Source organism: Neorhizobium sp. T25_13 (assembly GCF_002968675.1).
Lineage (GTDB): Bacteria > Pseudomonadota > Alphaproteobacteria > Rhizobiales > Rhizobiaceae > Neorhizobium > Neorhizobium tomejilense.
This window is the reverse complement of sequence record NZ_PVBI01000007.1, coordinates 286,005-310,427: the sequence shown is the minus strand read 5'-3', so window position 1 is coordinate 310,427 and position 24,423 is coordinate 286,005. Positions and strand designations below refer to the sequence as shown.

The 24,423-nt window shown below is 58.8% G+C and carries 23 protein-coding genes and 2 pseudogenes; 12 read left to right on the top strand and 13 right to left on the bottom strand.

The window, feature by feature from the left end; genetic code table 11:
- Positions 1 to 754: 754 nt before the first annotated feature.
- The gene (gene rpsU, locus C5J22_RS18760) at positions 755 to 1,009 is read right to left on the bottom strand and encodes a 30S ribosomal protein S21 (protein ID WP_105439427.1); all 255 of its coding nucleotides are present in this window, start codon (positions 1,007 to 1,009) and stop codon (positions 755 to 757) included.
- 344 nt (positions 1,010 to 1,353) lie between these two features.
- Here rpsU and C5J22_RS18755 point away from each other — a divergent pair, with 344 nt between their 5' ends.
- A complete protein-coding gene (locus C5J22_RS18755; protein WP_105439514.1) occupies positions 1,354 to 3,300 on the top strand; it encodes a methyl-accepting chemotaxis protein in 1,947 nt (648 codons plus the stop codon).
- A 142-nt stretch (positions 3,301 to 3,442) separates the two neighbouring features.
- On the opposite strand, the gene C5J22_RS31280 is transcribed toward C5J22_RS18755, so the two are convergent.
- Both C5J22_RS31280 and C5J22_RS18745 read right to left on the bottom strand, forming a co-directional pair.
- Entirely contained in the window at positions 3,443 to 3,751 is a 309-nt protein-coding gene (locus C5J22_RS31280; RefSeq protein WP_172746695.1) for a hypothetical protein, read from the bottom strand.
- A 207-nt stretch (positions 3,752 to 3,958) separates the two neighbouring features.
- Positions 3,959 to 4,303: pseudogene (locus tag C5J22_RS18745) on the bottom strand (PAS domain-containing protein); the annotation flags it as partial.
- A gap of 434 nt (positions 4,304 to 4,737) precedes the next feature.
- Between C5J22_RS18745 and C5J22_RS18740 the strand changes: the two are divergent.
- The 4 genes from C5J22_RS18740 to C5J22_RS18725 all read left to right on the top strand — a co-directional run bounded on the left by C5J22_RS18740 (position 4,738) and on the right by C5J22_RS18725 (position 8,574).
- On the top strand, positions 4,738 to 5,397 hold the full coding sequence (locus C5J22_RS18740; protein WP_105439424.1) for a transcriptional regulator: 660 nt from the start codon (positions 4,738 to 4,740) through the stop codon (positions 5,395 to 5,397).
- Positions 5,398 to 5,529: 132 nt separating this feature from the next.
- Complete coding sequence (locus C5J22_RS18735; protein WP_105439423.1) at positions 5,530 to 6,090, top strand: hypothetical protein; 561 nt, start codon at positions 5,530 to 5,532, stop codon at positions 6,088 to 6,090.
- Positions 6,091 to 6,804: 714 nt separating this feature from the next.
- Positions 6,805 to 7,965: an iron-containing alcohol dehydrogenase gene (locus tag C5J22_RS18730; protein ID WP_105439422.1), complete on the top strand. Its 1,161-nt coding sequence runs from the start codon at positions 6,805 to 6,807 to the stop codon at positions 7,963 to 7,965.
- 153 nt (positions 7,966 to 8,118) lie between these two features.
- Positions 8,119 to 8,574 (top strand): RbsD/FucU family protein, encoded by a 456-nt coding sequence (locus C5J22_RS18725; protein WP_105439421.1) that lies wholly within the window; start codon positions 8,119 to 8,121, stop codon positions 8,572 to 8,574.
- A gap of 212 nt (positions 8,575 to 8,786) precedes the next feature.
- Here the strand turns inward: C5J22_RS18725 and C5J22_RS18720 are convergent, their stop codons facing one another.
- The 8 genes from C5J22_RS18720 to C5J22_RS18685 all read right to left on the bottom strand — a co-directional run bounded on the left by C5J22_RS18720 (position 8,787) and on the right by C5J22_RS18685 (position 17,262).
- Entirely contained in the window at positions 8,787 to 10,340 is a 1,554-nt protein-coding gene (locus tag C5J22_RS18720) for a hypothetical protein (protein WP_105439513.1), read from the bottom strand.
- A gap of 17 nt (positions 10,341 to 10,357) precedes the next feature.
- Entirely contained in the window at positions 10,358 to 11,917 is a 1,560-nt protein-coding gene (locus tag C5J22_RS18715) for a hypothetical protein (protein WP_105439420.1), read from the bottom strand.
- 130 nt (positions 11,918 to 12,047) lie between these two features.
- Positions 12,048 to 12,797, bottom strand: a complete 750-nt coding sequence (locus tag C5J22_RS18710) for an SDR family oxidoreductase (RefSeq protein WP_105439419.1) — start codon at positions 12,795 to 12,797, stop codon at positions 12,048 to 12,050.
- The gene (locus C5J22_RS18705; RefSeq protein ID WP_105439418.1) at positions 12,794 to 14,116 is read right to left on the bottom strand and encodes an FAD-binding protein; all 1,323 of its coding nucleotides are present in this window, start codon (positions 14,114 to 14,116) and stop codon (positions 12,794 to 12,796) included. The genes C5J22_RS18710 and C5J22_RS18705 overlap by 4 nt, the downstream gene beginning before the upstream one ends.
- Positions 14,117 to 14,123: 7 nt before the next feature.
- Positions 14,124 to 14,555: a GtrA family protein gene (locus C5J22_RS18700; protein ID WP_105439417.1), complete on the bottom strand. Its 432-nt coding sequence runs from the start codon at positions 14,553 to 14,555 to the stop codon at positions 14,124 to 14,126.
- A 10-nt stretch (positions 14,556 to 14,565) separates the two neighbouring features.
- The gene (locus C5J22_RS18695; RefSeq protein WP_371412643.1) at positions 14,566 to 16,020 is read right to left on the bottom strand and encodes a UbiA family prenyltransferase; all 1,455 of its coding nucleotides are present in this window, start codon (positions 16,018 to 16,020) and stop codon (positions 14,566 to 14,568) included.
- A 304-nt stretch (positions 16,021 to 16,324) separates the two neighbouring features.
- On the bottom strand, positions 16,325 to 16,948 hold the full coding sequence (locus C5J22_RS18690) for an exopolysaccharide biosynthesis protein (protein ID WP_105439415.1): 624 nt from the start codon (positions 16,946 to 16,948) through the stop codon (positions 16,325 to 16,327).
- Positions 16,949 to 16,950: 2 nt separating this feature from the next.
- Positions 16,951 to 17,262 carry a hypothetical protein gene (locus C5J22_RS18685; protein ID WP_105439414.1) on the bottom strand — a complete coding sequence of 104 codons (312 nt, stop codon included), beginning with the start codon at positions 17,260 to 17,262 and terminating at the stop codon, positions 16,951 to 16,953.
- 325 nt (positions 17,263 to 17,587) lie between these two features.
- On the opposite strand from C5J22_RS18685, the gene C5J22_RS18680 reads away from it, so the two are divergent.
- Positions 17,588 to 17,926, top strand: a complete 339-nt coding sequence (locus C5J22_RS18680) for a hypothetical protein (protein WP_245440459.1) — start codon at positions 17,588 to 17,590, stop codon at positions 17,924 to 17,926.
- A 218-nt stretch (positions 17,927 to 18,144) separates the two neighbouring features.
- Positions 18,145 to 18,708, top strand: a complete 564-nt coding sequence (locus C5J22_RS18675) for an alpha-ketoglutarate-dependent dioxygenase AlkB (RefSeq protein ID WP_105439511.1) — start codon at positions 18,145 to 18,147, stop codon at positions 18,706 to 18,708.
- A 282-nt stretch (positions 18,709 to 18,990) separates the two neighbouring features.
- On the opposite strand, the gene dinB is transcribed toward C5J22_RS18675, so the two are convergent.
- Entirely contained in the window at positions 18,991 to 20,079 is a 1,089-nt protein-coding gene (gene dinB, locus C5J22_RS18670; protein WP_105439510.1) for a DNA polymerase IV, read from the bottom strand.
- Positions 20,080 to 20,256: 177 nt separating this feature from the next.
- Between dinB and C5J22_RS18665 the strand changes: the two genes are divergently transcribed.
- Together C5J22_RS18665 and C5J22_RS31715 are read left to right on the top strand one after the other, a co-directional pair.
- Positions 20,257 to 20,565: a hypothetical protein gene (locus C5J22_RS18665; RefSeq protein WP_105439413.1), complete on the top strand. Its 309-nt coding sequence runs from the start codon at positions 20,257 to 20,259 to the stop codon at positions 20,563 to 20,565.
- Positions 20,566 to 20,567: 2 nt separating this feature from the next.
- Positions 20,568 to 20,819: pseudogene (locus tag C5J22_RS31715) on the top strand (DNA polymerase ligase N-terminal domain-containing protein); the annotation flags it as partial.
- Positions 20,820 to 20,979: 160 nt separating this feature from the next.
- On the opposite strand, the gene C5J22_RS18655 reads toward C5J22_RS31715, so the two are convergent.
- Entirely contained in the window at positions 20,980 to 21,921 is a 942-nt protein-coding gene (locus C5J22_RS18655; protein WP_172746694.1) for an alpha/beta hydrolase, read from the bottom strand.
- Positions 21,922 to 22,460: 539 nt separating this feature from the next.
- Here C5J22_RS18655 and C5J22_RS31275 point away from each other — a divergent pair.
- Genes C5J22_RS31275 through C5J22_RS18640 form a run of 3 tightly spaced genes read left to right on the top strand, consistent with a single transcriptional unit; the run spans position 22,461 to position 24,392 of the window.
- The gene (locus C5J22_RS31275) at positions 22,461 to 23,006 is read left to right on the top strand and encodes a nutrient deprivation-induced protein (RefSeq protein WP_205837199.1); all 546 of its coding nucleotides are present in this window, start codon (positions 22,461 to 22,463) and stop codon (positions 23,004 to 23,006) included.
- Complete coding sequence (locus tag C5J22_RS18645; protein WP_105403609.1) at positions 22,999 to 23,415, top strand: phage holin family protein; 417 nt, start codon at positions 22,999 to 23,001, stop codon at positions 23,413 to 23,415. The genes C5J22_RS31275 and C5J22_RS18645 overlap by 8 nt, the downstream gene beginning before the upstream one ends.
- Entirely contained in the window at positions 23,415 to 24,392 is a 978-nt protein-coding gene (locus C5J22_RS18640; RefSeq protein ID WP_105439410.1) for a DUF3618 domain-containing protein, read from the top strand. The genes C5J22_RS18645 and C5J22_RS18640 overlap by 1 nt, the downstream gene beginning before the upstream one ends.
- The last annotated feature ends 31 nt before the right edge of the window (positions 24,393 to 24,423 follow it).

Below are 24,423 nucleotides of genomic sequence, written 5' to 3'. Positions count from 1 at the left end.
GTCGGTCAAGGATTGGTCAGGTTCCGCTAGACCACGTCAGCATCTGCGCCATCTGCCGTTGGTCGCTTGAGCACTCTGTCGAAAGCGGATCCGTCTGCCGTTGCGCCTGCCAAGCGGGACTTGCGAACCGATCTTCGTTCCCGTTCAAGCCCCATGAACGATCCATCCTGCCGTGAGGATCACCAAAAGGCTCTGCAACAGCACTGTGACCATCTCGCGCCGGCCCCAATATGGGCGGTGCCACCCGCGCCAGGAGCCAGCATTCGCCTCGAGAATTCCTAACGTCAGTGCTAGCGAGCATGATCTGCTTTAGCCTGGCGGATGTGTGGCGTGCGGCAACAAGACAGCGCACTCGGTCAACTTCTACTCTCGGCAAAGAAAAATGCCCAGGGCGAGTGCCTGGGCCAAGTTTCTAAAACGACAGCAGCATACGAAGGGGAGGAGCTTGCTGCTGAGGTTAAATTAGGGATTTTTGATTAAAGAAAACCCTACTGTTTACGGCATGGCAGCGATCCTTCGCCACTCATAGGGACGACGGCGGTCGCCTCCTCCAGGAACGCCCAGTGCTTCTTGAGTAGTTGGAAAGCGTAATGCATTTATCCCGAACCGACTTTTGATTGTCGTCTGCAATCGGTCGGTCTGCGGGCAATCGACGAAAGGCAGCCTGAAGCCCGTCTTCGATTCTACCCTTTCAGTCGATCCGGCCACCAACAATCGAGCCCTATGGCGATTTGGGCGCGGCGTTAGGCGGTAGCTAAAGCCCAGGTTTCGGGCGTGCGGCGAGCTTTGCCTTCTTCGGACTGGCGATGCCCAGTTCTCGGTTCATCTTTTTCTGCGCGAGCTTACGCGTTCTCCGAATTCCTTCGGCCTTTTCTCGCGCTCGTTTCTGGGAAGGTTTTTCGTAATGCTCTCGAAGTCGCATTTCCCGAAACACGCCTTCTTGCTGCAATTTCTTCTTCAGAAAACGCAAAGCGTGATCAACATTGTTGTCGCGCACGAGAACTTGCAATGTCCGCTCCTGATGCTGCTAGTGGGCGAATCCATATCTGCACTGTACCTTCCGCGCAATACACCACCATATTTGGCGAACCACCATCTCAACCGCGGCCTCAACAGCGTTGGCCGCGAAAGTCTGGTTTCAAATGACCGTGCAACCGCCTCTCGCGCAGTGAATGCGTCTCGGCGCGGGAACCTGCCAAAACTTAAAGGAATAAAAAGCCTTTCACTGAATATTAGTCGCAGCTTTAACGCTGGCGAGAAGATGTATTCCGCCTTCCTACTCCCTAAGCAGAATGATTTTGCATGACGGCTCTGTTCGTGACGCTGGACTACGGTTCAGCGATAGGAGAATTCATGTCTCGTCCGAATATCAAAACTGCTCTTATGGGAATGCTGATCGTGATCAGCTTCATATTCGGTGGCTTTGCCTTCTATGCGGTAAACCGCCTGGAGGTCGTCAACGACTACGTCAGCGATCTGGCAACCGACTGGATGCCAAACCTGGCCTTGGCCAAAAATATGAGCGCTGATCTGACAACGTTACGCGTTGTATACCGAGATCACCTCCTATCTGCGGATGACGTAGGCAGGGAAGGTGCGGCAGCCAGAATAAAGGTGGCTGGCGAGGCCTTTCTTGCGCATCTGGCAGCCTACGAAACGAATTCCATCAACCGGAGTCAAGCGGACGTCTTCACGCGGATTCGCGCAGATGTGAAAAGTTACAATGCGGTGGGCGAGCGCGTGATCATGGCCTCCCGTATGGGCAAGGCCGATGAAGCCAAGCAAATACTTTGGTCGCAATTGGCGCCTCTTGGCGACAGAATTGTTGGGCAGGTGAGCATTCTTGTCGAAACGGCCGAAGCGGGGGCGAAGGAAACCTATACCAACAGCCAAATCGTCCATAGCAGGGCACTGACGATGACGTTGATCGCTGTCGGGCTATGTGCCGTAGCGATCGGCGGTTCCGTCTGGTTTGCCGTGGCGGGCATTGCCCTACCGATCCAGACAATTACCGCCTCGATGACGAAGGTGGCGGAAGGTGATTCAGCAACCGCAATACCCTATAACGGACGCGCCGATGAGATCGGTCAGATGGCTGCCGCCGTCGAAGTTTTCCGGGCCAACGCTGTTGCCAATATACGTCTCGAACAGGAAGCCCGCATACAGCGGAGCGAGACTGAGGAAGAACAGCGGAAACTTGCGGAAATTGAGCGGACCAAGGCTGACGCCATGGCTCAGGCGACATCCGGGCTGGCGAATGGTTTGAAGCATCTGGCTCGCGGCGACCTTACGTTCGAACTCTCCGAACCTTTCGCCAGCGAATTTGAAAGCCTACGATCCGATTTCAACACGGCGGTTGGTCAGCTCTCCGAGACATTGGGATCCGTCGCCCAATCGACGGGTTCGATCGACAACGGGATACGCGAAATCAGCCAGAGTTCGGAAGATCTATCCAAGCGCACCGAACAGCAGGCGGCGTCGCTCGAAGAAACCGCCGCCGCCCTGGATCAGATCACTGTAAACGTCACGAACTCCTCCAAACGGGCAGAAGAGGCGCGGACCGTGGCCGTCCAGGCCAACAAGAGCGCGGGAGAATCCGGCAGGGTGGTCGCCGACGCTGTCTTTGCCATGCAAAAGATAGAGCAGTCCTCAAACCAGATCTCCAGCATCATCGGCGTGATAGACGAGATCGCGTTTCAGACAAATCTACTTGCCTTGAATGCCGGGGTCGAAGCGGCCCGCGCGGGAGATGCCGGCAAGGGTTTCGCTGTCGTGGCCCAGGAAGTGCGAGAACTTGCTCAACGTTCGGCGCAAGCAGCAAAAGAGATCAAGGAGCTCATCCGCAATTCCAGCATAGAGGTTCAGGGCGGCGTCAAGCTTGTCAGTGAGACGGGCCAGGCGCTGAAGACTATTGAGGGTTATATCATCACAGTGAACCAGCATATGGATTCCATCGCGACTTCGGCGCGTGAGCAGTCGATTGGGCTCGCTGAGGTAAATACGGCGGTCAACCAAATGGACCAGGTGACACAGCAGAATGCGGCCATGGTCGAGGAAACGAACGCAGCCAGCGCTACGCTCGCCAACGAGGCCGGACGACTGCGCGAGCTGATCAGCCAGTTCCAGCTTGCCGGACAAGTTGCACCGCATCCGACTGGCAGAACGCTGGTAAGCCTGGCCGATATTGTCGATCAGCGTAGGCCTGTCATCTCGCCGGCGCGGCGGCTGACCAACTCGGCCGCCAAGGCGTTCGGCAGCGGCCAGGCAGCAATTGCAACCGACAACTGGCAGGAGTTTTAAGAGCGGGCAGGTGCCGGAAAGCTTGCGCCCCTACTCGGGCGTCGCAGTTCGGCCGTTATGGCGGCCGGGAAGCGAACCCGGCTGGCGCAACGACAGCGAAGAGCCGCGAGAGCGGATCAACCTAGTTGCGAACGCGCCACACTCACGTACGGCTCTTGGCACGGATACGCCGCGGCCGGCGGTCGGTCGAAAGATCGGGCAGGTTGCCATCAAGCTGGGGGCCGGTGTGGCCGCGGTCATTTGCCGAGAATTCTCTTTCGATTTCCTTGATCGCCTCTTCGAGCTTGTGCAGTTGGGTTGGCAGAGAACCATGGCCGGTCGGCATGTCTGAGCGTGTAAGAAGCCGTTCTATTCCACGACGGGCGGAAGCATAGATGCGTTGCCGCCCTTCGACCGTGGTATCGTTGGAGCGCTGGATGGCTTGGCGGAGTACGGAAATAAGTGCTGACATGTGATCCTAGCCGCGATGATATCACAGAGCTAGGGCTATATAGTCAGTCGTCAATTGTGGAATTCGCGCTAAATCCAACGGGTTACTATTGCCAAGCGCCGGCGCGGGCTCCGTGGAACGAAATCGCCTGACAAGCGCCCATCATCATGAGACGCGCATCTGGCGCCCTTCACTACTGAAAAATCTCCGGGATATCGACGTGCGATTGACCACCTTGTAGGGGCGGCCGTTGCGCAGAACCGGGTTGTAGGATGCCTGGATCCAGATCTCGCGTCCGCCCTTGGCGATCCGTTGGTATGTCCCAGCGTCGAATGATCCACCAGCCAATCTTGTCCAGAAGGACTTATACTCTGCGGAGGCAACCGTCGCGGCATCGCAGAACATGCTGTGGTGCTTGCCTACCATTTCATCGAGCCGATCGCCGAGCGCCTTGAAAAAGTTATCGCTCGCGGAAAGGATGTTCCCCTTCAAGCCGAACTCGATCACCGCCTGGGATCTGGATATGGCAGCCAATACGCTCTTTGCGTCCGCGAACGCCCCTAGACCCAGCATCAAACCCTCGGCAGAGCATTTACTTGACGGTGCGCATTCAAGGTAACAGTGGGTTTATGCGCCACTGTGAAAATAGACCAGTAAGTAGAGAGTGGGAGAGCTGGAAGATACATCGAAACCGCTTGTCGCCCTGCGTGGAACACCGGCTTGGTCAACTGCTCGAGTGACCTCGGCTCACATCTCAACAACGCCTGCCCAATGGGTGGTAGAATCGCTTAATCCACAATCGGCAAAGCAGGTGGCTGCAGGCGGTCTTTGGCCAGCGCTGTTTGCTTGGCGACCCTTGGGGTCAACGGGCGGTGATGGTGGTCCCGTTCGAGGCGCGATATCACCATGGGTATGGACCGCAAGGGCGATAGCGGCTATCTGCAGGGCTTGTTGCGATGCTGAACACGTCGCCGAAACATCACCGCAGACACCCAAGGCCTCCCAAAGTGAAAAAAGTCCAGCGCAGCTTTGCCGTCGAGTACAGATCGGGTCGGCGTAAACTCAATTCCAATCCGAACTCGATCTGGGGAGACATGGATCTCAAGTCCGTTGCGCAGGATCTGCAGGACGAGGCAATGCCATTTCTTCCGGAAACGTCTCAGGTTGGCAGCGCCGGAGTGTCTTTACCCGGCGAACAACAGGCCGCGACGTTGTTGACACCGCCGATCGAGCAGGAGACAAATGCACCGGCTTTACAGGAGACCATAATGGCCGACGAAAACAATACGATGACTGATGCTGACACGCCGACGGTTGCGGCGCCCGCACCGAAAAAGGAGCGCAAACCTCGCGCCAAAAAGGCAGCCGCTGAAACGGCCTCAGCCGCAGTTTCGGCGCAACCGGCAGCGGCTTCGAATACCGCAGCGATCAAGCCGACGAGAGGCCGCAAGGCAAAGGCTGACGACGGTGCGACAAGCGCCAAACGTGCGCCTGTCAAACGGGCTCCGAAGGCGGTGCAGGCAGCGAGCGCTCCGTCGGTGGCGGCGGTCGACGAGTTTGCGGATCTCCTGCAGCTGGAAGAGGAAAACCAGAGACTGCGCAAGCAGCTGGCCGAGAAGCTGCGTGCTGAAAATGCCGATCTGCGAAAGCGGCTCAACCTCGGTTGATCGGCAGCCGTCGGTCAAGCGCTGGCCGCATTCTCAAGGCTATATCGAGACGAACATCTTGGCGGCGGCTGGTCCTGCCGCCACGCTTTTGCTCGCAGCCTGCCTGCGGGGTAGAATACGAGGTCGAATAAAATGGCGTCTCCATGGAAACTTCTTGCCCGGCTTGTGTCACCGCGGCGTCAGCAGCGCCAAGAACACGGCTCGACCGATGACGTGAAGCCGGACATATTGGCCATCGCCAAACCGACTGAAACGGTCGCCGACAACGGGCTCAACACCGCGGATCCTCCGGTCGACGAAAAGCCGGTCGCTTACGAACAATCGGAGGCGGTGTCGGCGGACCCGGATCATTCCGAAGAAACGGCAAGCGGTGTTCACGGCACGGCAGATATCGAAGGCGCTGGGCCGGTGGAGGCGGCTGATCCGGCCTTGTCCGATGACGCCGGTACGGCCGCACACGACGCACCAAAACCCTCCCAGGCTAGCGAAGGTGCAACGCGAAAGCGCAGCATCCGGGGCAAGAAAGCGGCAGGGGGTGAAGCCGTTCCGCCACCCGCTCCGACCGTTCCCGCCGTTTCTGACGATGCAATCCGCCTCGATGAAGAGATCAGGCTGCTGCGGGACCAACTGGCGCGCAAGCTACAGCTGCAAAATGCGCAACTGAAGAGGCTGCTGGAGCGGTTCGAACGCTGAACGTGCTTTTATCGTCGCACTCTCTTGGATGGCTGCGCGGTTTGTGCTTTTCGCACAAGCCGCGTGCGCCCGCGCTTGTTTCAGGGCGGGGACGTTCATCGTTTGCTTCGGCTGCTCTGATTTCTTCAGATGGCGAAAAATCAGTCAGTTAGGAAATCACGCCGGATCTGATCTCGCCTGAATATCCCCGCCGATCACCTTACCTCTATCCTCGATGGCGTGTAGTGCTCATCGGAGAATTGTTTGATGTCCAAGACGGATTGGGTGATGTTGGTCGCAGTGGCCATCCCGGTCGCGCCGGCGCTTTCAAGGGAGGTCCGGCTTTGGTGGGAAACCTGGCGGAAGCATCGGCGGGCCGAGCGTCGGAAGCGCGCTGAGCAACCTTGATATTTCCCCTCGCTCCTGGAAGTAGTTCATCGGGTCCTTCCACTTTCTGGCGGATCGTGGCGGGAGGAGGGTGGGCCATGCGCCCGTCGAAGTGGAGAAGGCAATCTGCTTGAACATGCGACCATTGGCTGCCTTCACAGGCTTGCCTCACCAATGTTGGGGGCACCTCTGCTCAAACACTGCAAAGACTGGCTATCGGCCTACAAAGATCCTGGACCGCGTCGACAGAGGTACTGAGATACTCGTACAGGCTGGAGAAAAAGCCTGCAAAGACAAACGTGGCGACGGCATCCCGCAGCGTGGCGCAAATCAACTTAGGAGAAGTGCATGAACCCGTTTGTCTTCAGTACGACCGCACAGGTCGTCTTTCGACCTGGTGCTGCAACTGCGATCGGTGATCTCGTACAGCAGAAGCTCGGCCGCCGTATTCTCTTCGTGACGGACCCCGGATTGCGAAAGCTCGGCCTCTGTGAACCCGCTCTTGCGTCTCTCACTGTCTCCGGCATCGAGACCACCGTGTTCGATGGAGTCGAAGCTGACCCATCCCTCGCAACCGTGATGGCCGCGGTAGGTGTCGCCAAGGCTGACAATGTCTCCGGGGTCATCGGCTTCGGTGGCGGTTCTTCACTTGACGTGGCCAAAGTCGTCGCATTGCTTTGCGGTTCAGGTGAGCCCCTCGACGAGGCGTGGGGCGTGGGGAATGCGAAGGGGCCGCGGCTGCCCCTGGTTCTTGTTCCCACCACGGCCGGAACAGGATCGGAGGTCACCCCGGTTTCCATTATCACGGTCGGCGGCGACGAGAAGCGTGGCGTGTCGTCGACCATCATCTTGCCCGACATCGCGATCCTCGATCCCGATCTGACCTTAGGCCTTCCCGCTCACATAACGGCCGCCACGGGCATCGACGCCATGGTCCATGCGATCGAGGCATATGCGTCGAAGAGCGCGAATAACAACCCTCTTTCAAAGATGCTTGCGCGCCAGGCGCTCCAGCTTCTGGGCGCGAATATCGAGAAGGCAGTCTTTGATGGAAGGAACCGTGCTGCCCGCGGCGCGATGCTTCTCGGCTCGATGCTGGCTGGACAGGCCTTCGCGAACTCTCCTGTGGCGGCGGTTCATGCGTTGGCCTATCCGATTGGCGGAACCTTCCACATTCCCCACGGCCTTTCAAACGCGCTCGTGCTCCCGCACGTCCTGCGGTTCAACGCGCCGGACGCTGCGTCGATATACGCGGAGATCGCAGCCGACGTCTTTCCGGAACTCGGTTCGGAACAGGGACACCAGCGACGATGCACCGCTTTCATCGAACGGCTTGCCGGGTTGTCGCTTAAGCTCGGGCTTCAGCCGCGGCTGCGAGACGTGGGTATCGGAGAAGAGCACCTGGCCGGAATGGCGCGGGACGCCATGAAACAGACCCGGCTTCTTGTCAACAACCCCCGCGAGGTCGGCGAGGCGGACGCCCTCTCGATATACCGGGCGGCCTGGTGATGGCGGAACGAACAGCTCCTGAACGGTCCAGCCCAGAAGGTTCCGAATGAGCGCAATCATGCCTCTGGTCCTCGTCGGCATCTTTCTGGAGCGCTATATCGCCAAGAGGCCGACTGCAGGCGCCGTCAAGTAAATGCCAATGAGGAGGACATCATGCTTAAGAACATTCATCCGGCGTTGAACGCCGACGTGCTGCACGCGCTCCGCTCCATGGGGCACGGGGACACGCTGGTCGTCTCCGACACCAACTTCCCGAGCGACAGCGTCGCCAGGCAGACGGTGGTCGGCCGCCAGCTCAGTATGGCCAATCTCCCGGCACCGCAGGCGATCCGTGCCATTCTCTCGGTGCTGCCGCTCGACACGCCGCTCCAGAATTCTGCCGGGCGTATGGAGGTCATGGGCGCGCCGGGCGAAATTCCGACGGTGCAAAGCGAGGTCCAGGCGGAGATCGACCAAGTGGAAGGCAGGCCTTCACCCATGTACGGCATCGCGCGCTTCGATTTCTACGATCTGGCCAAGAAGGCCTATTGCGTGATCTCGACTGGGGAAACCCGCTTCTATGGCTGCTTCCTGTTCACCAAGGGTGTCATTCCACCTGCAGGCGTGTGAGGTACGGCCATGGGAACCGGAATTCCATTCTCGGAATTTTCGTCGCCGACACGGCCTGTCTCGCGCCGAGAATGTCAGCCGTGGGCGAGATTATAGCCGGCAGCGGCTTTGGCGAAATGTTAAAGGCTATCGCAGTGCGGGAGTATCCGCCGGCGGCTCTATAGCGGATCGGCACGACGCAAGCACCTGATCCTGAGGTGCGCTCCTTATGCTCATTTTCTGCGGTAGATTCGCCAATTCGTTGTCTCCCGTACCTCGTCGAAATGGCGGGCGATATAGTGAGCGAAAATGTCGCGCATGCCATTCGCCGTCCAGATCTCGATTGGCCATTTGGGATCGAGGATCAGGTCGACGTCTGCAAACATCTCCTCCGCGGGTGGATGGTAGTCGGGACCGAGGGTTCGTCCCCAGTGATACCAGGCGCTGTCGCCAACGGGTGGCCGGAGCGTCAGCCCCGCCGAGAAGGGGTTGACGAAGTCCAGCACGGCGACAGTCGCTTGGCGAGCGCCTAACTGGGACAGCACGTCCGAGGCCTCGGACAGAGTGCGATTATACTGCACAAAATAGTCGTACTGACCAGCACTCCATGTTTCGACAAGGCGAATTCTCGAAAATGCCGGCAGCGGCATAGGCTCGCCCCATCCCGCAATAGCGTAACGGGCATGAAGGGCAACAGCAACGGCATTGCTTATCGCTGCCGGCACAAGCAGAAATGCCAGCAGTAGCGGCAAGACGAGACGAGCCTTCCGGTACAGGCGGGAAAGCTCGGTCCTCAGAAGAGTTTGAGTGATCACAGCTGCGCTTGGCCCCAGCGTCAGGATGCCCGCGTGTTGGAAGTTCTGTTCAATGAGCAGCACGCCGGTTACGCCGCTAAAAGCTGTAAAAAGAAGATGGCGGTAGCTTGGTGCGAGAGCAAGAAAGATGCCGGCAACAAGTGCGTAGACAGTAAGGTCGGCGAGATTGTTCAGCAAGACGTGCCCCAGAGCGCCGAGCGTCGGGAGCCCGCCGCTATTCTCGCCTGCAAGGCGCATATCCGCGAGGTAGTTGAGGCCCCCGCCCCAGAGAAGTTCGATTGCAAGGACGCTGCTCCCGATCATCCCAAGCGCCAGCGGGGCCCACCCGATTCGACGTCGATCAGTTGCCAGGAAGACCAAAAATGCGAGCTCTACAAGGCCATAGGTGATCTTTGTGTAGAGCATGAGCAACACTAGGAGGCTTGCACAGGCGGCATCCACGACCTTGCTCCGAGCGCTGGATAGGCGGGGCAGGTACATCACCAAAAGAAGACCGAGCGAGGCCCAGCCCAGCCTATTGTAGAACATCGCAAATGTGAGATCGCCGATCCGCTCTCCGGGATTGGCAGGAGCCGCGACGAGCAAAAGCAGAAATGCCGCCAAGGGCAGGCCGAGCGCCTTGTGCATCCGGCTGCCGAGAATCGCCGCGGCAACGGCCGCAAACAGGAGGATGACTATGGCCATGCCCACTGGCATCGCGCCGCCCATGCTTCCCGAAAGGCCATAGCCGGCAGCAGGAATATAGAAGGTGAGTGCTCCAAGTGAGGTATGGAAATCCACGTTCGGAATTTGTCCCGACCAGATGCGATGCGCACCGTCGAGAAAGACAAAGAGATCGTTGACGTATTTGCTGGTGATCGTCTGGTTGGGCAGGGCGAGAAGAGCTGAAAGCACCAGCGCAAACGACGCGACGGTGGTCCACCAGATGTATTGGCGGCCGGCCCGTGGCGATGCGTCTTCCTGCTCCGGCATCGACCTCACTGCCTGCGTCACCGCGCCTCGCTTTCCAACGCGGCCTGTGGTCGCTGGTAAATCGTCCATTCCGGCGTTTTCTGCACCATCTCGAAATTTTTCGAGATGAATGGGCCATACAGCTCCTGTAACGGCAGGCTGTTGATGCCGGCCTTCGGCACCATCAAAATCTTCACGTCGGCGAACAGTGCTTCCGGTGGGATATAGGTCTTCTCGTTGATGTTGCGGTTCCAGTGGAACCACGCAGTGTCACCTGTGGGAGGACGTATCCCGAGCCCCGCGGAGAAAGGATTGGCGAAATCGAGCACGAATACTCGCTCGAGCGGAATCGGCAGGGCCTGTAATAGAGCCGCTCCACTTTCGATACTATCGAGGTAGCGCTGAATGAAATCAGGCTCGCCACCGGGCGGGTCGACTTCCCGGACGTCCTCAAAGAGCGGAGGGCCAAGGGGCTTGCCCACGTTCTCCGCCGCAAGTGCCGTGTGGAGAGCGATCGCCTCAGCGTGGTGGACGATGGGCGGCAACAGAAAGAAGATTAGAAGCAGCGGCAGCGCAGCGACAAGACGAGCAGGCCTCTCGATTTGCGCGCTTGGGTCGAAAGATTGAAAGCGCCGTGCCTTTTCCACCAGGACGGCCGCTCCGCAATAGAGGGTGATGATACCCCAGCTGTGGGCGTTCTGGTTGATGATTGCCAATCCTGCACCCACGCAGAAGCCACTGTAGAGCAGGTCTCGAAGGCTGCGGATGCGCCAGAAGGCGATCAGCGCAAAGACCGTGAAAACCACCAGATCCGAGAAATTCTCACGGACATTTTTCAGTATGCTGCGGACGTCATGGTCACCGCTGACCCGTGCGGCGGCCCGCAGATCCTCTATGTGCTGAAGCGTGCCGCGCCAGAAGAACTCGATAACGATCATTGCCAGTGCAGTCAGGAACAGACTGAGCAGGATCCAGGAGCGCTGCTGCCGGTCCAACAACAGGAAGATCAGAAAGGCTAGGCCGCAGAGCCCGTAGGTCGCCTTGGTGTAGAATTGGACAAGTAGAAGAAAGGCCGTCGCGAGACTGTCTGCAACGTCGTTGCGTGCGGCGTTGGATCTCGGCTTCAGGTACATCACCAGGATGAGCCCGAGAGCGACCCAGCCGATGCGATTGTAGAACATCGCGAAAGAAAGAAGCCGGACCGGACTTCCGAGGTTGATCGGGACCGCGAGAATAAGAATCAGGAATATGCCCAAGGTGATGGCTGAGGGAGAGCTTAGGCGCGAAAGAAGGATACGGATCATCGCAGGCATGAACGCGAAGACCAGGAGTGCCATTCCCATCGGTATCGCGGCGCCGAAATTTCCGGACAGGAGGTATCCCAAGGCAGGGATATAGAAGACCAACGGTCCGAGCGCCGTATGAAAATCACGGTTTGGCACCTGCCCGACAGCGATACGATGCGCTCCATCAATGAATATCAAAAGGTCGTTGATGAAAGCGGTGTTGATGGTCCGTCCAGGAATGGCAAGCATCGCGGCACAAATTGCCGCGACCACCAGGAGCGCAACCTGTGTGGAAAAAAGGCGGCGCCTCATCTAGACCCCGTCCTTCCCGAGGACAGGTCTTGATCCGCATCGGCGTGCGGAAAAAGCGGATCAACAAGATGGAACATACGGACGACGAAGCGGCCAGGGCAATCTCTATCTTCTATTCCCCAGGTTTCGATCACAGCCGCAACCTCTTGAAGATCGGTTCCGGTATGCTTCGGATTATCGCCATGAGCGGATACCAAATGCGCCGGACATAGACGACGTCCCCTCCCTTGCTGCCATCGGCCACGGCAAAGATCCTTTGAGCGACCTCTGCAGGCTCGGCCGTAAGCACTGGTGGAAGCTTCATTCCATCAGTCATCCGCGTTCGGACAAAACCGGGTTTGATGGTGAGGACGCGTACCCCGGCTGCGGATAGTCTGTTCCTGAGACCGGACAAGAACGCCGTCAGGCCAGCTTTCGCGGCGCCATACACGTAGTTGGATCCTCTCCCGCGGTCGCCGGCGACCGAACTTATGCCGACGATGGTGCCGGACCCGCGCGCGGCAAAGCGGCTAGCCAGGAGGCCGAGCATCAAAGCCGGTCCTTCGAAGTTTGTCCGCATCACCATGGCTGCGTGTTCGAGTTCCCTTTCGGCGCGGGCCTGCTCGCCGAGTTCGCCGACGACGCAAACGGCCGTGTCAGGTAATGGCGACACGGTGGTCAGAAACTCTTCGAAGCGGTCGGTATCAAGAATATCCAGTTCATGGGCGGTGACGGCGGCGCCGGTGCGCGTGACGATGTCATCGGCTTCACGTTGGACAAGCTCACGCCTGCGTCCGACCAAATCGATGTCCCAGCCCGCCTCGGCATAGACCAGGGCAGTCGCACGACCAATATCCGACGTCGCGCCAATCAGGAGCAGTGTCTTGCCGATGGCCTTCATATGCCAAGCCTTTTTCCCAGCTGGGAACTAAAGTGACGGTCGGCCCCCGTTGTTCGTCGCACCTCTTTGAACGCCTGCAGTCGGGGGTAACCGGCTTCGAAAGTATGACGGGATTGCCTCGCATCCTTGGCGAGATAGAGCCGCCCTCCCGCCGCGACAACCAGCTTGTCAATTTCGGCTAACAACTGGAACACGTCGGGCGCGACCGGCAGATCGAGTGCGAGAGTATACCCTGGCGCCGGAAATGACAGAAGGCCTGCGCCACCCCTCAGCCTTTTCAGAACGGCCAGGAATGAGGCTTTCCCAGAACGAGCGAAACGATCGAGCATACCGCTCAGAACCGCAAGCGCATTTTCGTCAGGCACTACGCATTGATGCTGCAGGAAGCCGCGCTTACCGTAGAGGCGATTCCATGCGAGCAGACCGTCAAGCGGAAAGAAGTAACTGTCCCAGTGGACCAACGAGGCTCGGGATGCTTTGCGGGCACCCATCCGATAGTAAAGGTCGTTGAATGCGGAAACACTCGCCCTGTTGAGCGCCCAAGCAGGCAGGTCGACCGGCAGCGAAAAACGGGCGGCCTTGGAGGGAGGCAACAGCGCTGCTTTCGGCATTTGAGCGATGTCGCTCGGGTTGGCGTGCTCGCCGACAAAGATCAGCGAGCGGCCAAGCGAAGCCCCCCGCGAAAGGCAATCAATCCAGGCAACGGAATAGGTGGCGTCGTCTGTTTGCTTCAAGGCTTTCAGCGTATCGCCGAGGTTTTCTGTCACGACCGTCTTTTGAACAATCCAGCCGGTAGTGATGGGCCTCAGCGTAAAGGTGGCTTCAGCGATGACGCCCGTCAGGCCCATACCGCCGAGCGTCGCGAGAAAAAGCTCCGAATTCTGCGTTCTGCTGCAGGTAAGGATCTCACCACCGGCAACAACCAGCTTGATTTCGCTAACGTGTTCGCCGAACCCGCCGTCGCGATGATGGTTCTTCCCGTGCACATCGGATGCGATCATTCCGCCAACCGTGACGAACTTCGTACCTGGGACCACCGGGGGGAAATAGCCTCGGGGGATGAACGACCTGAGAATGTCCGACAACATGACGCCACCTTCGACGGTCAGCGACGCCTTCTTCTCGTCGAAGCTTCTCATTCGGCTCAGTGCACCGCAGGTCAAAGTGAGATGCTCACCGATCGCGGCATCGCCATACGAGCGGCCGTTGCCGCGAGCAATCAGACCCGCGCGCGATGACACCGTTCCAGGCAGCGCTTCCGGCAGCCTGCAATCAAGCACTTCACTATCGTGGCGCGGATAACGTCCCCATCCCTCCATCAGTCTGTCACACCCCCTCCAACCTGAACACGAATTTTCGGTCGAGCGCGAATTTTGAGACGTAGCCGATCGCCAGACCGATCGCCCCGCCCGCATACTTCGCAAGATCCGTTCTCCAGACTGTCCAGAAGACGATTTCGAACCCCCAGAATATGATCGTCGTCACGACGCTGAACAGGCCGTAAAGGACGATCTTGAGCAATTCGTCACCATGCGACTCGTATCGGTCAAAGAAGATCCACCTTTTATCGAGGAAGTATTTGAGCCCGAACCCAGCGGCGGTGCCCGCGAACATTGACGGCACAAGGCTTTGCGACGGGTAGATTTTCACGACAGCCGCCTGAACCGCAAAATTTGCCAAAGTCGAGAGGATCGCGAACGCGACATAGCGAACTGCGATGCGGGTCGTAGTCCCTCCACGCATATGATAGGAACGCATCTCGCTCACCTCAAAGCGCGGCGACTACAAAGGCGCCGGCAACGCCCAGAGTCGCGAGGCTCACCTTGTCTTTGATCGCAAATACGACCGGATCGTCATGCATCTGCCCCCTATGGGCCAGCAACAGGATGCGGGCAATCCAGCAAGCCAGGATTGGCCCCGCCAGCCATAAAATCCCTGGCCGGGTGTAGAGATCCTGCACGCTGTCGCTTGCAGCGTAGAGAGCATACAATGTCAGCGCGTTCATCCCGGCCCCGGCCGCCAATGCGCCGATCATGCCGACGTCTCCATTCTTGTAATCGCGGCTCTTGGAGTCGGGTAGGTTCGCGGCTCGGCGTGAAATGAGCTCCGTATATCGCTTGACGAGTGCAAGCGAGAGGAACCAGCTCATCATGAAGGCGAGCAGCCAAGGAGAAGGCCAAACGGAAATCGCCGCCGAGCCTCCCACCACGCGTGCGGTGTAAAGAGCGGCAAGGGTGACGACGTCGAGGATTATCTTCCGCTTCAGAAAGAATGAATAGGCGGTGGTCAACGAAAAGTACCCGGCGAGAACCAACATAAAGGCGGGTGAAATCGTGACGGCAACCATAAACGATAGCAGCAGGAGAACGGGGATTGCCATGAGCGCGTGTGAGAGCGGGATATCGCCGCAACCCAGCGGCCTGCTGCATTTGCTGCGATGTCCGCGGTCGTCCTGCAGGTCGACCAGGTCATTCAGCACATAGACGCTCGACGCGCAAAGCGAAAAGGCGACCAAAGCCAGAGCGGCATTGGCGAGACTGTGGACGTCGAAGAGCTGATTTGTCAGCAACGGGATAAAGACGAGCCCGTTCTTGACATATTGATGCACCCGCAGCAACCGCGCCCAAGTGCGCCAGGTCGGCTTGTCGTGCGCAAGATGTTCGACGTTGTCGCATTGACGTGACAGTTGCCGGGCCACCCTGGCGGACGTCCGAACTGCATATGACTTTCCGGCATGACGCCATACAGGTAGATCTGCGGCGTCGTTGCCAACATAGTCGAAGCCGCCATCCCCAAAGGCCGCTACGAGCTTTTCCGCCTTTACCTTGGCAGCGCAATTCGTCATCTCGTCCGTTGCAAACCAACCGGTGAAGACACCTAAATGATCGGAAACGCGGGAGACAAGTCGTTCGTGGGTCGCGGACGCGAGATAGACCTGACGTCCCTCTTCCCGCGCCGTCTGGATCAAGTTCAGAACCTCGGGATCAAAGGGCAGGATGGCCGGATCAAAATCCGCGGGTGCGGAAAGGCGGTGCTTGAGGCATGCCTTTCCCCGGCACATCGAGAGGACAAGGTCAACGACGGAAAAGGGGCGGAGCCTGAGTTCAGAGAACGCGGTCTCGATCAGGAGGTCGGATCGGACCAAGGTGCCATCAAGGTCGATGACCAGCGGCCTCGACGATTCCGAATTTTGCGGTGTCGCCGAACCACCGACCGTTGATATCGTTCGACGAAGTGAAATCCACTCGTCCTCCTGGCCCGTCGGCAGAAAATCTCTTCGAAGCTCAAACTCCTGGCGCAATTCGCTCAAAGGATTTCCCTTTACTTCGGGTCGGTGGAAATGGCCGAACAACGGCTAAGCCGCTTAGTTCCATGGCCCAATCACTTGCGTCTGACGGCTTTGCGCGCCCTTCACCTCAAAGTTTAGACAGGTAGCGGATATCCTTGCGCGACCCGTCGATGCAGCGGACTACCACCAAGACAAACGGCCATCCAGCGAATGGCGAGACCCACGGCGGCTCCGGGCGTCAAAGCGTGGACATGAAGATTGCAGCGCCGTGGAGAAGTGCGGCCGTTACGACTAGGGCAAATAGCGTCAACAACGTTCCGAGCAGCACGATCAAGCCGTCCCTCTCGATCAGACCTATGGCTATGACGCAGACCGCAATCACGGGAAGAATGTTGCCAAACGGAATGGGAAGGGCGATCGCGATCGCAAGCGCAAAGACAGGAAGCGCCAGGACATAGGGCAGCGCAGGCCCGGTGAACGCCTTCAAGCGTCCTGGTCGAATGATGCGCTCGATCCTCCTTACGATCGGATCGGCATGTCGCTGAAGAGCTGCGAATGCTGATGCGGAAACTTTACAGTTCCGCAGAATGGATGGGAGCCAGAGCGAGCCGACCCCGACGGCAAACTGCAGGGCGACGATCGCCAGAGCAGATCCGAAAACCATGCCGAAGGGCCCTGGGATGGGGATCAGGGCGGGAAGTGCCAGCATCAGCATTGCGAAACCAAAGCTTGCCTCGCCCACCGAGGCAAGTGCATCGCCGACCGTAAGTCCCCCGCGGTCGCGTGCCGTCTCGGTAAGCTTTGCAAGCGCAGCTGAGGCGATGCCACGCGGCTTAGCTGCCGTGCCTACCTCTGGCCCCATGATCAAGCTCCATTGACCTGGTCATTCTCGATCTGAAAAACTTTTATGATGGTAGAGCAGTTCGGGTCGCCTTCGTCGAGAAGCTGTACCGGCGAGATCCAGCCGACTGCAAAGCTCACGGCCGTAGCGACCGCCCAACCGGGTTCTTCGCCGGCGCGTTGCAAAAGCCGCGGTCCATGTGACTCGACGCACTGGCGAGATTGCTGGATTGCGGCTACGGGAGCATTGGCGCGTTCCAGGTGTGCGCTTATCTCAGCCTGAAGAGGGTCGATGACAAAAAGAGCGAACAGCCAGGCTGCGATATCCGAGATCATCAAAAACCTATCACTGGTTCGGCAAACATGTCGGAAACGGTCCGACATCACGAAAGCGCCGAAGACTTCGCCAGAGGGGCCCGGACCAAGGGTCGTTGTTAAAATAGATAGTGTTCGCTAGCGTTCAAGGCTCGCCGGTCGACGACCAGTATGGCAACGCCTCTCGTATGTTCGGTTGGCGGCGGTGGCCTTCCTCCCAACGCCCGCCAACTCGCCACTGGCCTTAGGTGAGCCTAATGCATGCACGGAATACATGGCGGCCATGATTTGCTCGCTTGCTCTCGGCACCCCATATACTTTGAGACTATCCAGGTGAGTTTCAAGTATGATGCCGTTCCGTCGCCGCCAGTGGCTGAGCGACGGCGTGCGCGAAGGAGACAGCATGGAAGAAATTGCCAAAACCCTTGTAGAAATGGATCCCGTCGAGCGGTTCCAACTGCTTGACACCGTCACCGACGCGCTGAGGCAAGCTGCTGGTCAAGCCGAAGAACAGGGCGACACTTGCTTCGCCGCCAATTCGAGATGTTTGGCGGGTTCGATCGTAGGATGCGCTAATGATCCGGAAGGAGAAAACCTAGCGGCCGCCGAGCTTTTGCTGAGGCAGGGCGTCATGCTCCTGCACTTATATTCGAACAGGTCGAACGTGCGGTCCGTGCTTCATTAGGTCAATCCGCGAACTGTGCGAGCAGAGCTCCGGGAACCGAGTACATTTCCCTCGGTTTGGAGGCGATGAAACGATCCGACCGCACCAGCCCATCCATCCGTGCGCAACCAAACCGATGACTTCCAAGACGACACCGGCGTGACAGACGAGATCATCGTCGTGGCTCAGGCTCGGTCGGCACGTGTCTAACGTAAACCCGAAGAAGCGCGGTGATGCCCATGCAGGCCGATTTGTTTAAGGAGCAGGCGCCCTTTTTTCCCGCCGGCTTCCGTTACTTGCCAGATGTGGTTCCTGCGGGGATGCAGGCCGGCCTGGTGCGCCTTATCAAGGAAATGCCGCTGAAGCCCTTCGATTTCCATGGCTACGAAGGCAAGCGGCGCGTTGCCTCCTTCGGTTGGAAGTTTGATTTCGATACGCAGCGCCTTCGTCAGACTGAAGCGATACCCGACGATCTGCTGCCAGTCCGCGACATCGCCGCCCATTTCGCCGGCATTCGGCCTGACAGTTTGCAGCAGGTATTGGTGACGGAATATGAGCCTGGCGCGCCGATCGGCTGGCACAGGGACAAAGCGGCCTTCGCCCGTGTTGTCGGCCTGTCGCTTCTATCTAGCTGTACGTTCAGGCTGAGACGGCGAGCTGGTAGCAAATGGGAACGTTTTTCTATATCAGCGGAACCCGGCTCGGCCTATCTGCTGTCAGGGCCAAGCAGGAATGAATGGGAGCATTCCATCCCGCCTGTCGATCGGCTGCGCTACTCGATCACCTTTCGTGAGCTCAGGTGACGCCGTCGCCAGCGAGCGGGAGTGCCATAACAACTTGCCGCCCGCTATCTGTGCGGGTCCTCAGCGCAATTTCGTTTGCGGTTTCGCAAACCGCACGCCATCCCCCCGTCGTCTTCGGAGATGAATTCCACTCCGGCATTCTTGAAGGCGATACATATCACTCCTAGCGTCGAGGCATGCCTGGACCAGCTTCTCTCCCGATCCTCACATCCAGCGTCGGCTTCAGCTGGCGCGCGCTTTCGGGTCCAACGCCCAACCTCCTGGTTAGACAAGACTGGCGGTCTAAAGCGCCAGCCTTAGCTGCGGTTCCGCAGACGGTGCTTGCCGCTCCAGCGAGGACAGGGTGACGCCGAGCAGACGTATCCCTTTTCTCAGTGGGAAAATCGGCGTGAGAAGCAGGCCGATCAGATCCTGAAGATCAGTGATCGCCGACAGGGGTGCAGGGACCGTCTTGCTGCGGGTGACTTGGGTAAAGTCGGCATATTTGACCTTTAGCGTCACCGTCTTGGCGCCAATGTCATTGGCCTCGCAGTAACCCCACACTTTTTCGATCAGCGGCTGAAGCCCTTCGCGGGCAGGCTCAAAGGCGTGGAGGTCCTGCGAGAATGTGTCTTCCGCGCCGACGGATTTGCGCACCCGATCCGGCTTGACCTGGCGATTGTCGATACCGCGGGCGATGCCATGGAAATACGGTCCCGACTTGCCGAAATGCTCCACCAGGAACTCGAGCGTCTTCTCTTTCAGATCCGCGCCCGTTTCGATTCCGAGCCGATGCATCTTTTCGGCCGTTGCCGGTCCGACACCATGGAATTTATTGACCGGGAGGGCTTCAACGAAGGCCGGCCCGTTCCTCGGCGTGATGACTGCCTGTCCATTGGGCTTGTTGAGGTCGCTCGCCATCTTGGCGAGGAACTTGTTGTAGGAAATCCCGGCCGAGGCGTTGAGGCCGGTGACCAGCTTGATCCTGGCGCGGATCTCCAACGCAATCTCGGTGGCGATCTCCATGCCCTTGAGGTTTTCGGTAACGTCGAGATAAGCCTCGTCGAGCGAAAGCGGCTCGATGAGGGGCGTGTACTCGGCAAAGATTTCGCGGACCTGCTGCGACACAGCCTTATAGACGTCGAAGCGCGGAGGCACGAAAATCAGCTCCGGACATTTGCGCTTGGCAGTCACAGATGGCATTGCCGAGTGAACGCTGAACTTGCGTGCCTCATAGCTTGCCGCTGCCACTACACCGCGGGCGGCCGAGCCACCGACGGCAATCGGCTTGTTACGTAGGTCCGGATTATCGCGCTGCTCGACCGAGGCATAAAAGGCATCCATGTCCACATGTATAATTTTCCGGACCGGGGTTGAGCTCATCTCGTCCATGGCGGCTTTAACGATCACGATAGATCGGCCCTCGGAATTTGCGCCGAAACAAAAAGAGAACATAGCAGGGTTGCGTGCGTTATCAACCGGATTCGACGGCGTCTTCTCACTGCGATCGAAACCAGCCGCCACCGAAGGCGTTCACATCCTGTGGAAATCAATATCTGGAGACACCCAATGGCGGACGACAGCACTACGACAATCCGGGCTACTTTCGAAACACGTGAAGCAGCCGATCTTGCCGTCGAACATCTGGTTCAGCAGCACGGCATAGCAAGGCCGGACATCTTTATTCAGTCGGCAACCGACCGCAATTCCGCCGGCTCGGCGCCGTCGGGCGGCGATGTCTCCCATGAAGAGGGCGCCCGTCGCGACGCGCCTCTCGAAGGCGAGATCGAGGTCTCGGTGGATATCGCATCCCGCCAAGTCACCGCCGTCGAGCGCAGACTTGGAGACGCCGGTGCGCTCCGTGTGTCGAGCCGCTGAGCATGGGCGACAATCTCTCAAAATACCATGCCCAGCGCGATTTCAAGAAGACCAGCGAGCCGAGAAGCGAGGCGCAGGTCAAGCCGTCGGACCGCCGGCGGTGCGTTATCCGGAGGCACGACGCCGCACGGCTCCATTATGATCTGAGGCTCGAACTTGACGGAGTTGTTTAAGTCCTGGGCAGTAACAACGGGCCGTCGCTTGATACCCACGACAAGCGACTGGCAGTCGAGGTCGAAGATCACGCGCTCGACTAACCTTGTTTCATTTGCAGTTTTCCGCGTAGGCTTCTACTCGTTTGAAAATCTCAACCGTGAGAATTCTCCAGGCTTGAAGGCCGGTAATCATTTCAGATCAGCCTAGTGAACCGGTAAGGCCATGACACTATTTCAACTGGAATATTACCGGCTGGGTTTAAGACAATGTCCGGTTGATCCAGTCCGCCATGAATTGCCGGGTTTTAGCAGCCAGCCGAGTCGGTAGCCGTTCGAAGCCATGAGGGCCTTCGGGCACGACAAGGAGGTCCGACCTGCCGGCCTGGCGTTGCCAGCGGTCATGCATCCGGGTGGTATCCTCCACTATGGGATCAAGCGCTCCCGCAATGAATAGGGCAGGGGGCATTTCTGACAGATCCGCGAAAACTGGCGAAAGGTCCGCGTCGGACGCTAAATTGGCGGTCAATCTGTCGAGGTTCCTCTCAGCCGATTTGGGCTCGATGATCAGACTGCCCTTCGCTGTCCTGAGGCTTTTCGATCCGCCCAGGTCGAAGGCTCCGCACAACGAGACAAATCCGGCTACCTCTTCGAGCGAGCGATGTCTGGCGAGGCGGGTCAGCGCACACGCGGCAAGGTGTGCACCAGAAGATTCGCCTTCGATGATCAGCTGATCCGTTTGGAAGTCCGCAACATGATCCAGCGCCCACCCGGTGATGGCGACGGCGTCCTGTATCGTCTGCTCAAGATCGTCATCCACCGCAAGATGAAAATCGCCGCTGGCGACGGTGACGCCGCACGATCTCGCCATCCGCATGTTCCAGCCATCGTCGAGCCGGGAATTGCCCAAGACCCACGCTCCACCGTGAAAGTGTAGGAGAAGAGCTTTGACTACCGGTCGAGGTCGGAGAATGCGGATCATCGTCTGATGGTTACCGACCGGCAGCTCGATAGTCTCGATCGATATGTCCGGCCATCGACTTCTCGGCAGGAGACGCTGGCCAATCCCGATAACGCTGTCAATCAGCCTGGCGTTCAGCCGTCTGCCCGCGTGGTAACGCGGCATCCATGACAGGACACGGTTGAGACGCCGTGCGCTGGCAAAGTCGCCTGGGTTGAAAATGTCGGCGGGGTCGATCTTCATGGTATCAACTCGGGGCGGCGGCGCCGCAGACCGCAGGCGACACATCTGTCGATCAACACCGATGACGTGCCTGGGGAAGGGACACTGCCCAATCATGGCAGGCTCCCCCAGAGAGCCGGCAAACCAATTAAGCCCGCCAAAGTTCCGCATGCCATGCGCATTCTTCCATTCACATCTCAGATGCTTGCTCCTTTCCCTCTGCTTCATGCTGCTCCCAAGAAAGGAGCGTTGGTGTTTCCCTCAGAGCCTGAGCAGCCGTATCCGGTGTAGGTGAGGTTTGATCCAGCGGGAAATGCCAGCGAAGTTCCGGTCTTGCTGCCGTCAGATCGACGTGCGCCCGTAGCAAACTGCCTGCGCGTTCCTTCCTCGCCCCCACCCCCAGGAACAATATTACCCATTCCCGGTTGGAGCTCCGATGACTGCGATGGTTCGCGGTGAAGCCGATTTCAATTCGGGAGGATCCTATGACTGAGACTGGTACGGGCCAGGGCGGCCAGGCCGCTTCGTCCTCGAGTTACGCCGCGGCTAAGGGAGATCGATTGGCTGGCAACGCTGCCGCAGTTGAGCCCTCGGGTGCAGCCGACGACTTGCGGCAGACGCTTTCGGAAGACGTGCAAACAATCAAGGAAGTTGCGCAGGATCAAATTTCAAGCGTCAGCGACAAGGCAAAGGACGCTGCTGCCGACCAGAAGAATTTCCTTGCGAAGCAACTTGCTGGGGTCGCCGCTGCCCTTGAAAAGGTCGGAGGTGAACTCCAGGCAGGTGATCAGGCGGATATCGGCCGGATGACCAGAGGCATTGGCTCGAGTATCCAGCGGTTCGCGAACGATATCCAAGACCGAAAGATGAGCGAAGTCGCCGGCATGGCAGAAGACTTCGGGCGCAAACAGCCTTTCGCCTTCCTTGGCATGGCGGCTATCGCCGGATTGGCCGCAAGCCGCTTTCTGACTGCTTCGGCTCGCCGCGGCGACAGCCCGACGGAGAGAACTCCGTCCTTTGCGGCCTCCGGAGAAACAGGCGGGGGCAACGCGTCGAACCGGACTCCATCAGATGAGCAAAGATCGGAAGGAAATTTCAATGGCTAGTTCATCGGAAAATTCGTCGCTCCCCCAACTCATCAGCGGATTGGTGGAAGATATAACTGGCCTGTTCCGCAAGGAGATTAACCTGGCCAAAACCGAGGCTGCGGAAAAAATGTCCTCTGCGGTCACCGGAGTGGAAGCGTTTGCAGCCGGATTGGTGTTCGCCATCGCGGCGATCGGTGTTTTGCTCGCGGCGCTGGTCAGGGGGTTGACGGCGTTCCTCGTCACTCGTGGCATGTCGGAACCGAGTGCAGACGCGATCTCTTCCGTCGTCGTCGGAATCGTCGTGGCGCTGGTTGCCTGGGGCCTGATGTCTCGCGGCCTGGCCGCGTTCAGGGGCAACAATCTCAATCTCGACCGGACGTCTGCATCGCTGAAGCGCGATGCACAGATCATCAAGGAGAGAACATAATGGCCAACACTTCGGGAAAACCAAACGCGGCCGATATCGAGCGCGAGATAGAGGAAGATCGTCAGCGCATCGAGAAACGGATTGATGCCATTCAGCAGCGCATGTCACCGGGCCAGTTGGTGGACGAGGTTTTAGCCTATGCGAAGTCCAGCGGCGGTGGCGAATATGTCGGCAATCTCTCGAATGCGCTGAAAAGCAACCCAATTCCGGTCGCGTTGATGGGAGTTAGCCTTGCATGGCTGATGGCGGGTCAAAAAAACACGGCCGGCCCGAGCAGCGATAGCGGCCCCGATTATCCGTTGGCTGTCGTCGAAGGCGGGATCCGACGGATCGGCCCTGTCGAGAGCAACGGCGGCGATCGGTACAGCCACTTCGCAGACAGTACCGGAAGGCGCTTCAAGGCGCTGACGGACGAAGGTGGGCGCCGAGCCGGGCACTTCATGGACGACAGTGGGAAAACGTTTCGGGGCTTTGCAGATGCCTCCGGGCGGCAGATTAACGATCTGCGTGACGAGGCGGGTAAGCTCTTCGACCAGGCATCCGGATGGGCCTCGGAAACATGGCAGGCCGTGGCAGGCTCCGCCGGAAAGATGCGCGACGCGATTTCGGGCGCAGGACGCAACTCGCTGGATACCGGCGCTCAGTTCAACGAGGCAATCCTCAGGCATTTCAAGGACCAGCCGTTGGTCGGCGGCGCGCTCGCCTTCGCGGTCGGCGCCGCAATTGGAGCGGCCCTGCCACACACCAGCGAGGAGGATGAAGCGGTCGGCGCGGCGGCCGACACTGTAAAGGACGGGCTGTCGTCCGGGGCGTCGAGGGTACTGGATAGAGCTGAAGACTTGGCCTCGGACGCCGTTCACAAGGCAGTCTCCATCGCCACCGAGGTTCATGACGTGGCTCGCGACAGGATCGTAGAGGAAGCGTCGTCGCTGGGAGGAAATGGTCGACCCGACGGGGGGACCAAATCCGCGACATGATTTTGCTGAGGTAAGGGCCACGGACACGCTG

Bases quoted from the DNA above. Each gene is read 5' to 3' on its own strand.
- C5J22_RS18685 (WP_105439414.1), bottom strand. From the start codon at position 17,262: ATGATCTCGGATATCGCAGCCTGGCTGTTCGCTCTTTTTGTCATCGAC.
- C5J22_RS18645 (WP_105403609.1), top strand. From the start codon at position 22,999: ATGGCTAGTTCATCGGAAAATTCGTCGCTCCCCCAACTCATCAGCGGA.
- C5J22_RS18675 (WP_105439511.1), top strand. From the start codon at position 18,145: ATGCAGGCCGATTTGTTTAAGGAGCAGGCGCCCTTTTTTCCCGCCGGC.
- C5J22_RS18705 (WP_105439418.1), bottom strand. From the start codon at position 14,116: ATGGAGGGATGGGGACGTTATCCGCGCCACGATAGTGAAGTGCTTGAT.
- dinB (WP_105439510.1), bottom strand. From the start codon at position 20,079: ATGGACGAGATGAGCTCAACCCCGGTCCGGAAAATTATACATGTGGAC.
- C5J22_RS18715 (WP_105439420.1), bottom strand. From the start codon at position 11,917: ATGAGGCGCCGCCTTTTTTCCACACAGGTTGCGCTCCTGGTGGTCGCG.
- C5J22_RS18640 (WP_105439410.1), top strand. From the start codon at position 23,415: ATGGCCAACACTTCGGGAAAACCAAACGCGGCCGATATCGAGCGCGAG.
- C5J22_RS18710 (WP_105439419.1), bottom strand. From the start codon at position 12,797: ATGAAGGCCATCGGCAAGACACTGCTCCTGATTGGCGCGACGTCGGAT.
- C5J22_RS18720 (WP_105439513.1), bottom strand. From the start codon at position 10,340: ATGCCGGAGCAGGAAGACGCATCGCCACGGGCCGGCCGCCAATACATC.
- C5J22_RS18730 (WP_105439422.1), top strand. From the start codon at position 6,805: ATGAACCCGTTTGTCTTCAGTACGACCGCACAGGTCGTCTTTCGACCT.
- C5J22_RS31280 (WP_172746695.1), bottom strand. From the start codon at position 3,751: ATGTCAGCACTTATTTCCGTACTCCGCCAAGCCATCCAGCGCTCCAAC.
- C5J22_RS18725 (WP_105439421.1), top strand. From the start codon at position 8,119: ATGCTTAAGAACATTCATCCGGCGTTGAACGCCGACGTGCTGCACGCG.
- C5J22_RS18680 (WP_245440459.1), top strand. From the start codon at position 17,588: ATGATGCCGTTCCGTCGCCGCCAGTGGCTGAGCGACGGCGTGCGCGAA.
- C5J22_RS18735 (WP_105439423.1), top strand. From the start codon at position 5,530: ATGGCGTCTCCATGGAAACTTCTTGCCCGGCTTGTGTCACCGCGGCGT.
- C5J22_RS18665 (WP_105439413.1), top strand. From the start codon at position 20,257: ATGGCGGACGACAGCACTACGACAATCCGGGCTACTTTCGAAACACGT.
- C5J22_RS18655 (WP_172746694.1), bottom strand. From the start codon at position 21,921: ATGAAGATCGACCCCGCCGACATTTTCAACCCAGGCGACTTTGCCAGC.
- C5J22_RS18755 (WP_105439514.1), top strand. From the start codon at position 1,354: ATGTCTCGTCCGAATATCAAAACTGCTCTTATGGGAATGCTGATCGTG.
- C5J22_RS18700 (WP_105439417.1), bottom strand. From the start codon at position 14,555: ATGCGTTCCTATCATATGCGTGGAGGGACTACGACCCGCATCGCAGTT.
- C5J22_RS18690 (WP_105439415.1), bottom strand. From the start codon at position 16,948: ATGGGGCCAGAGGTAGGCACGGCAGCTAAGCCGCGTGGCATCGCCTCA.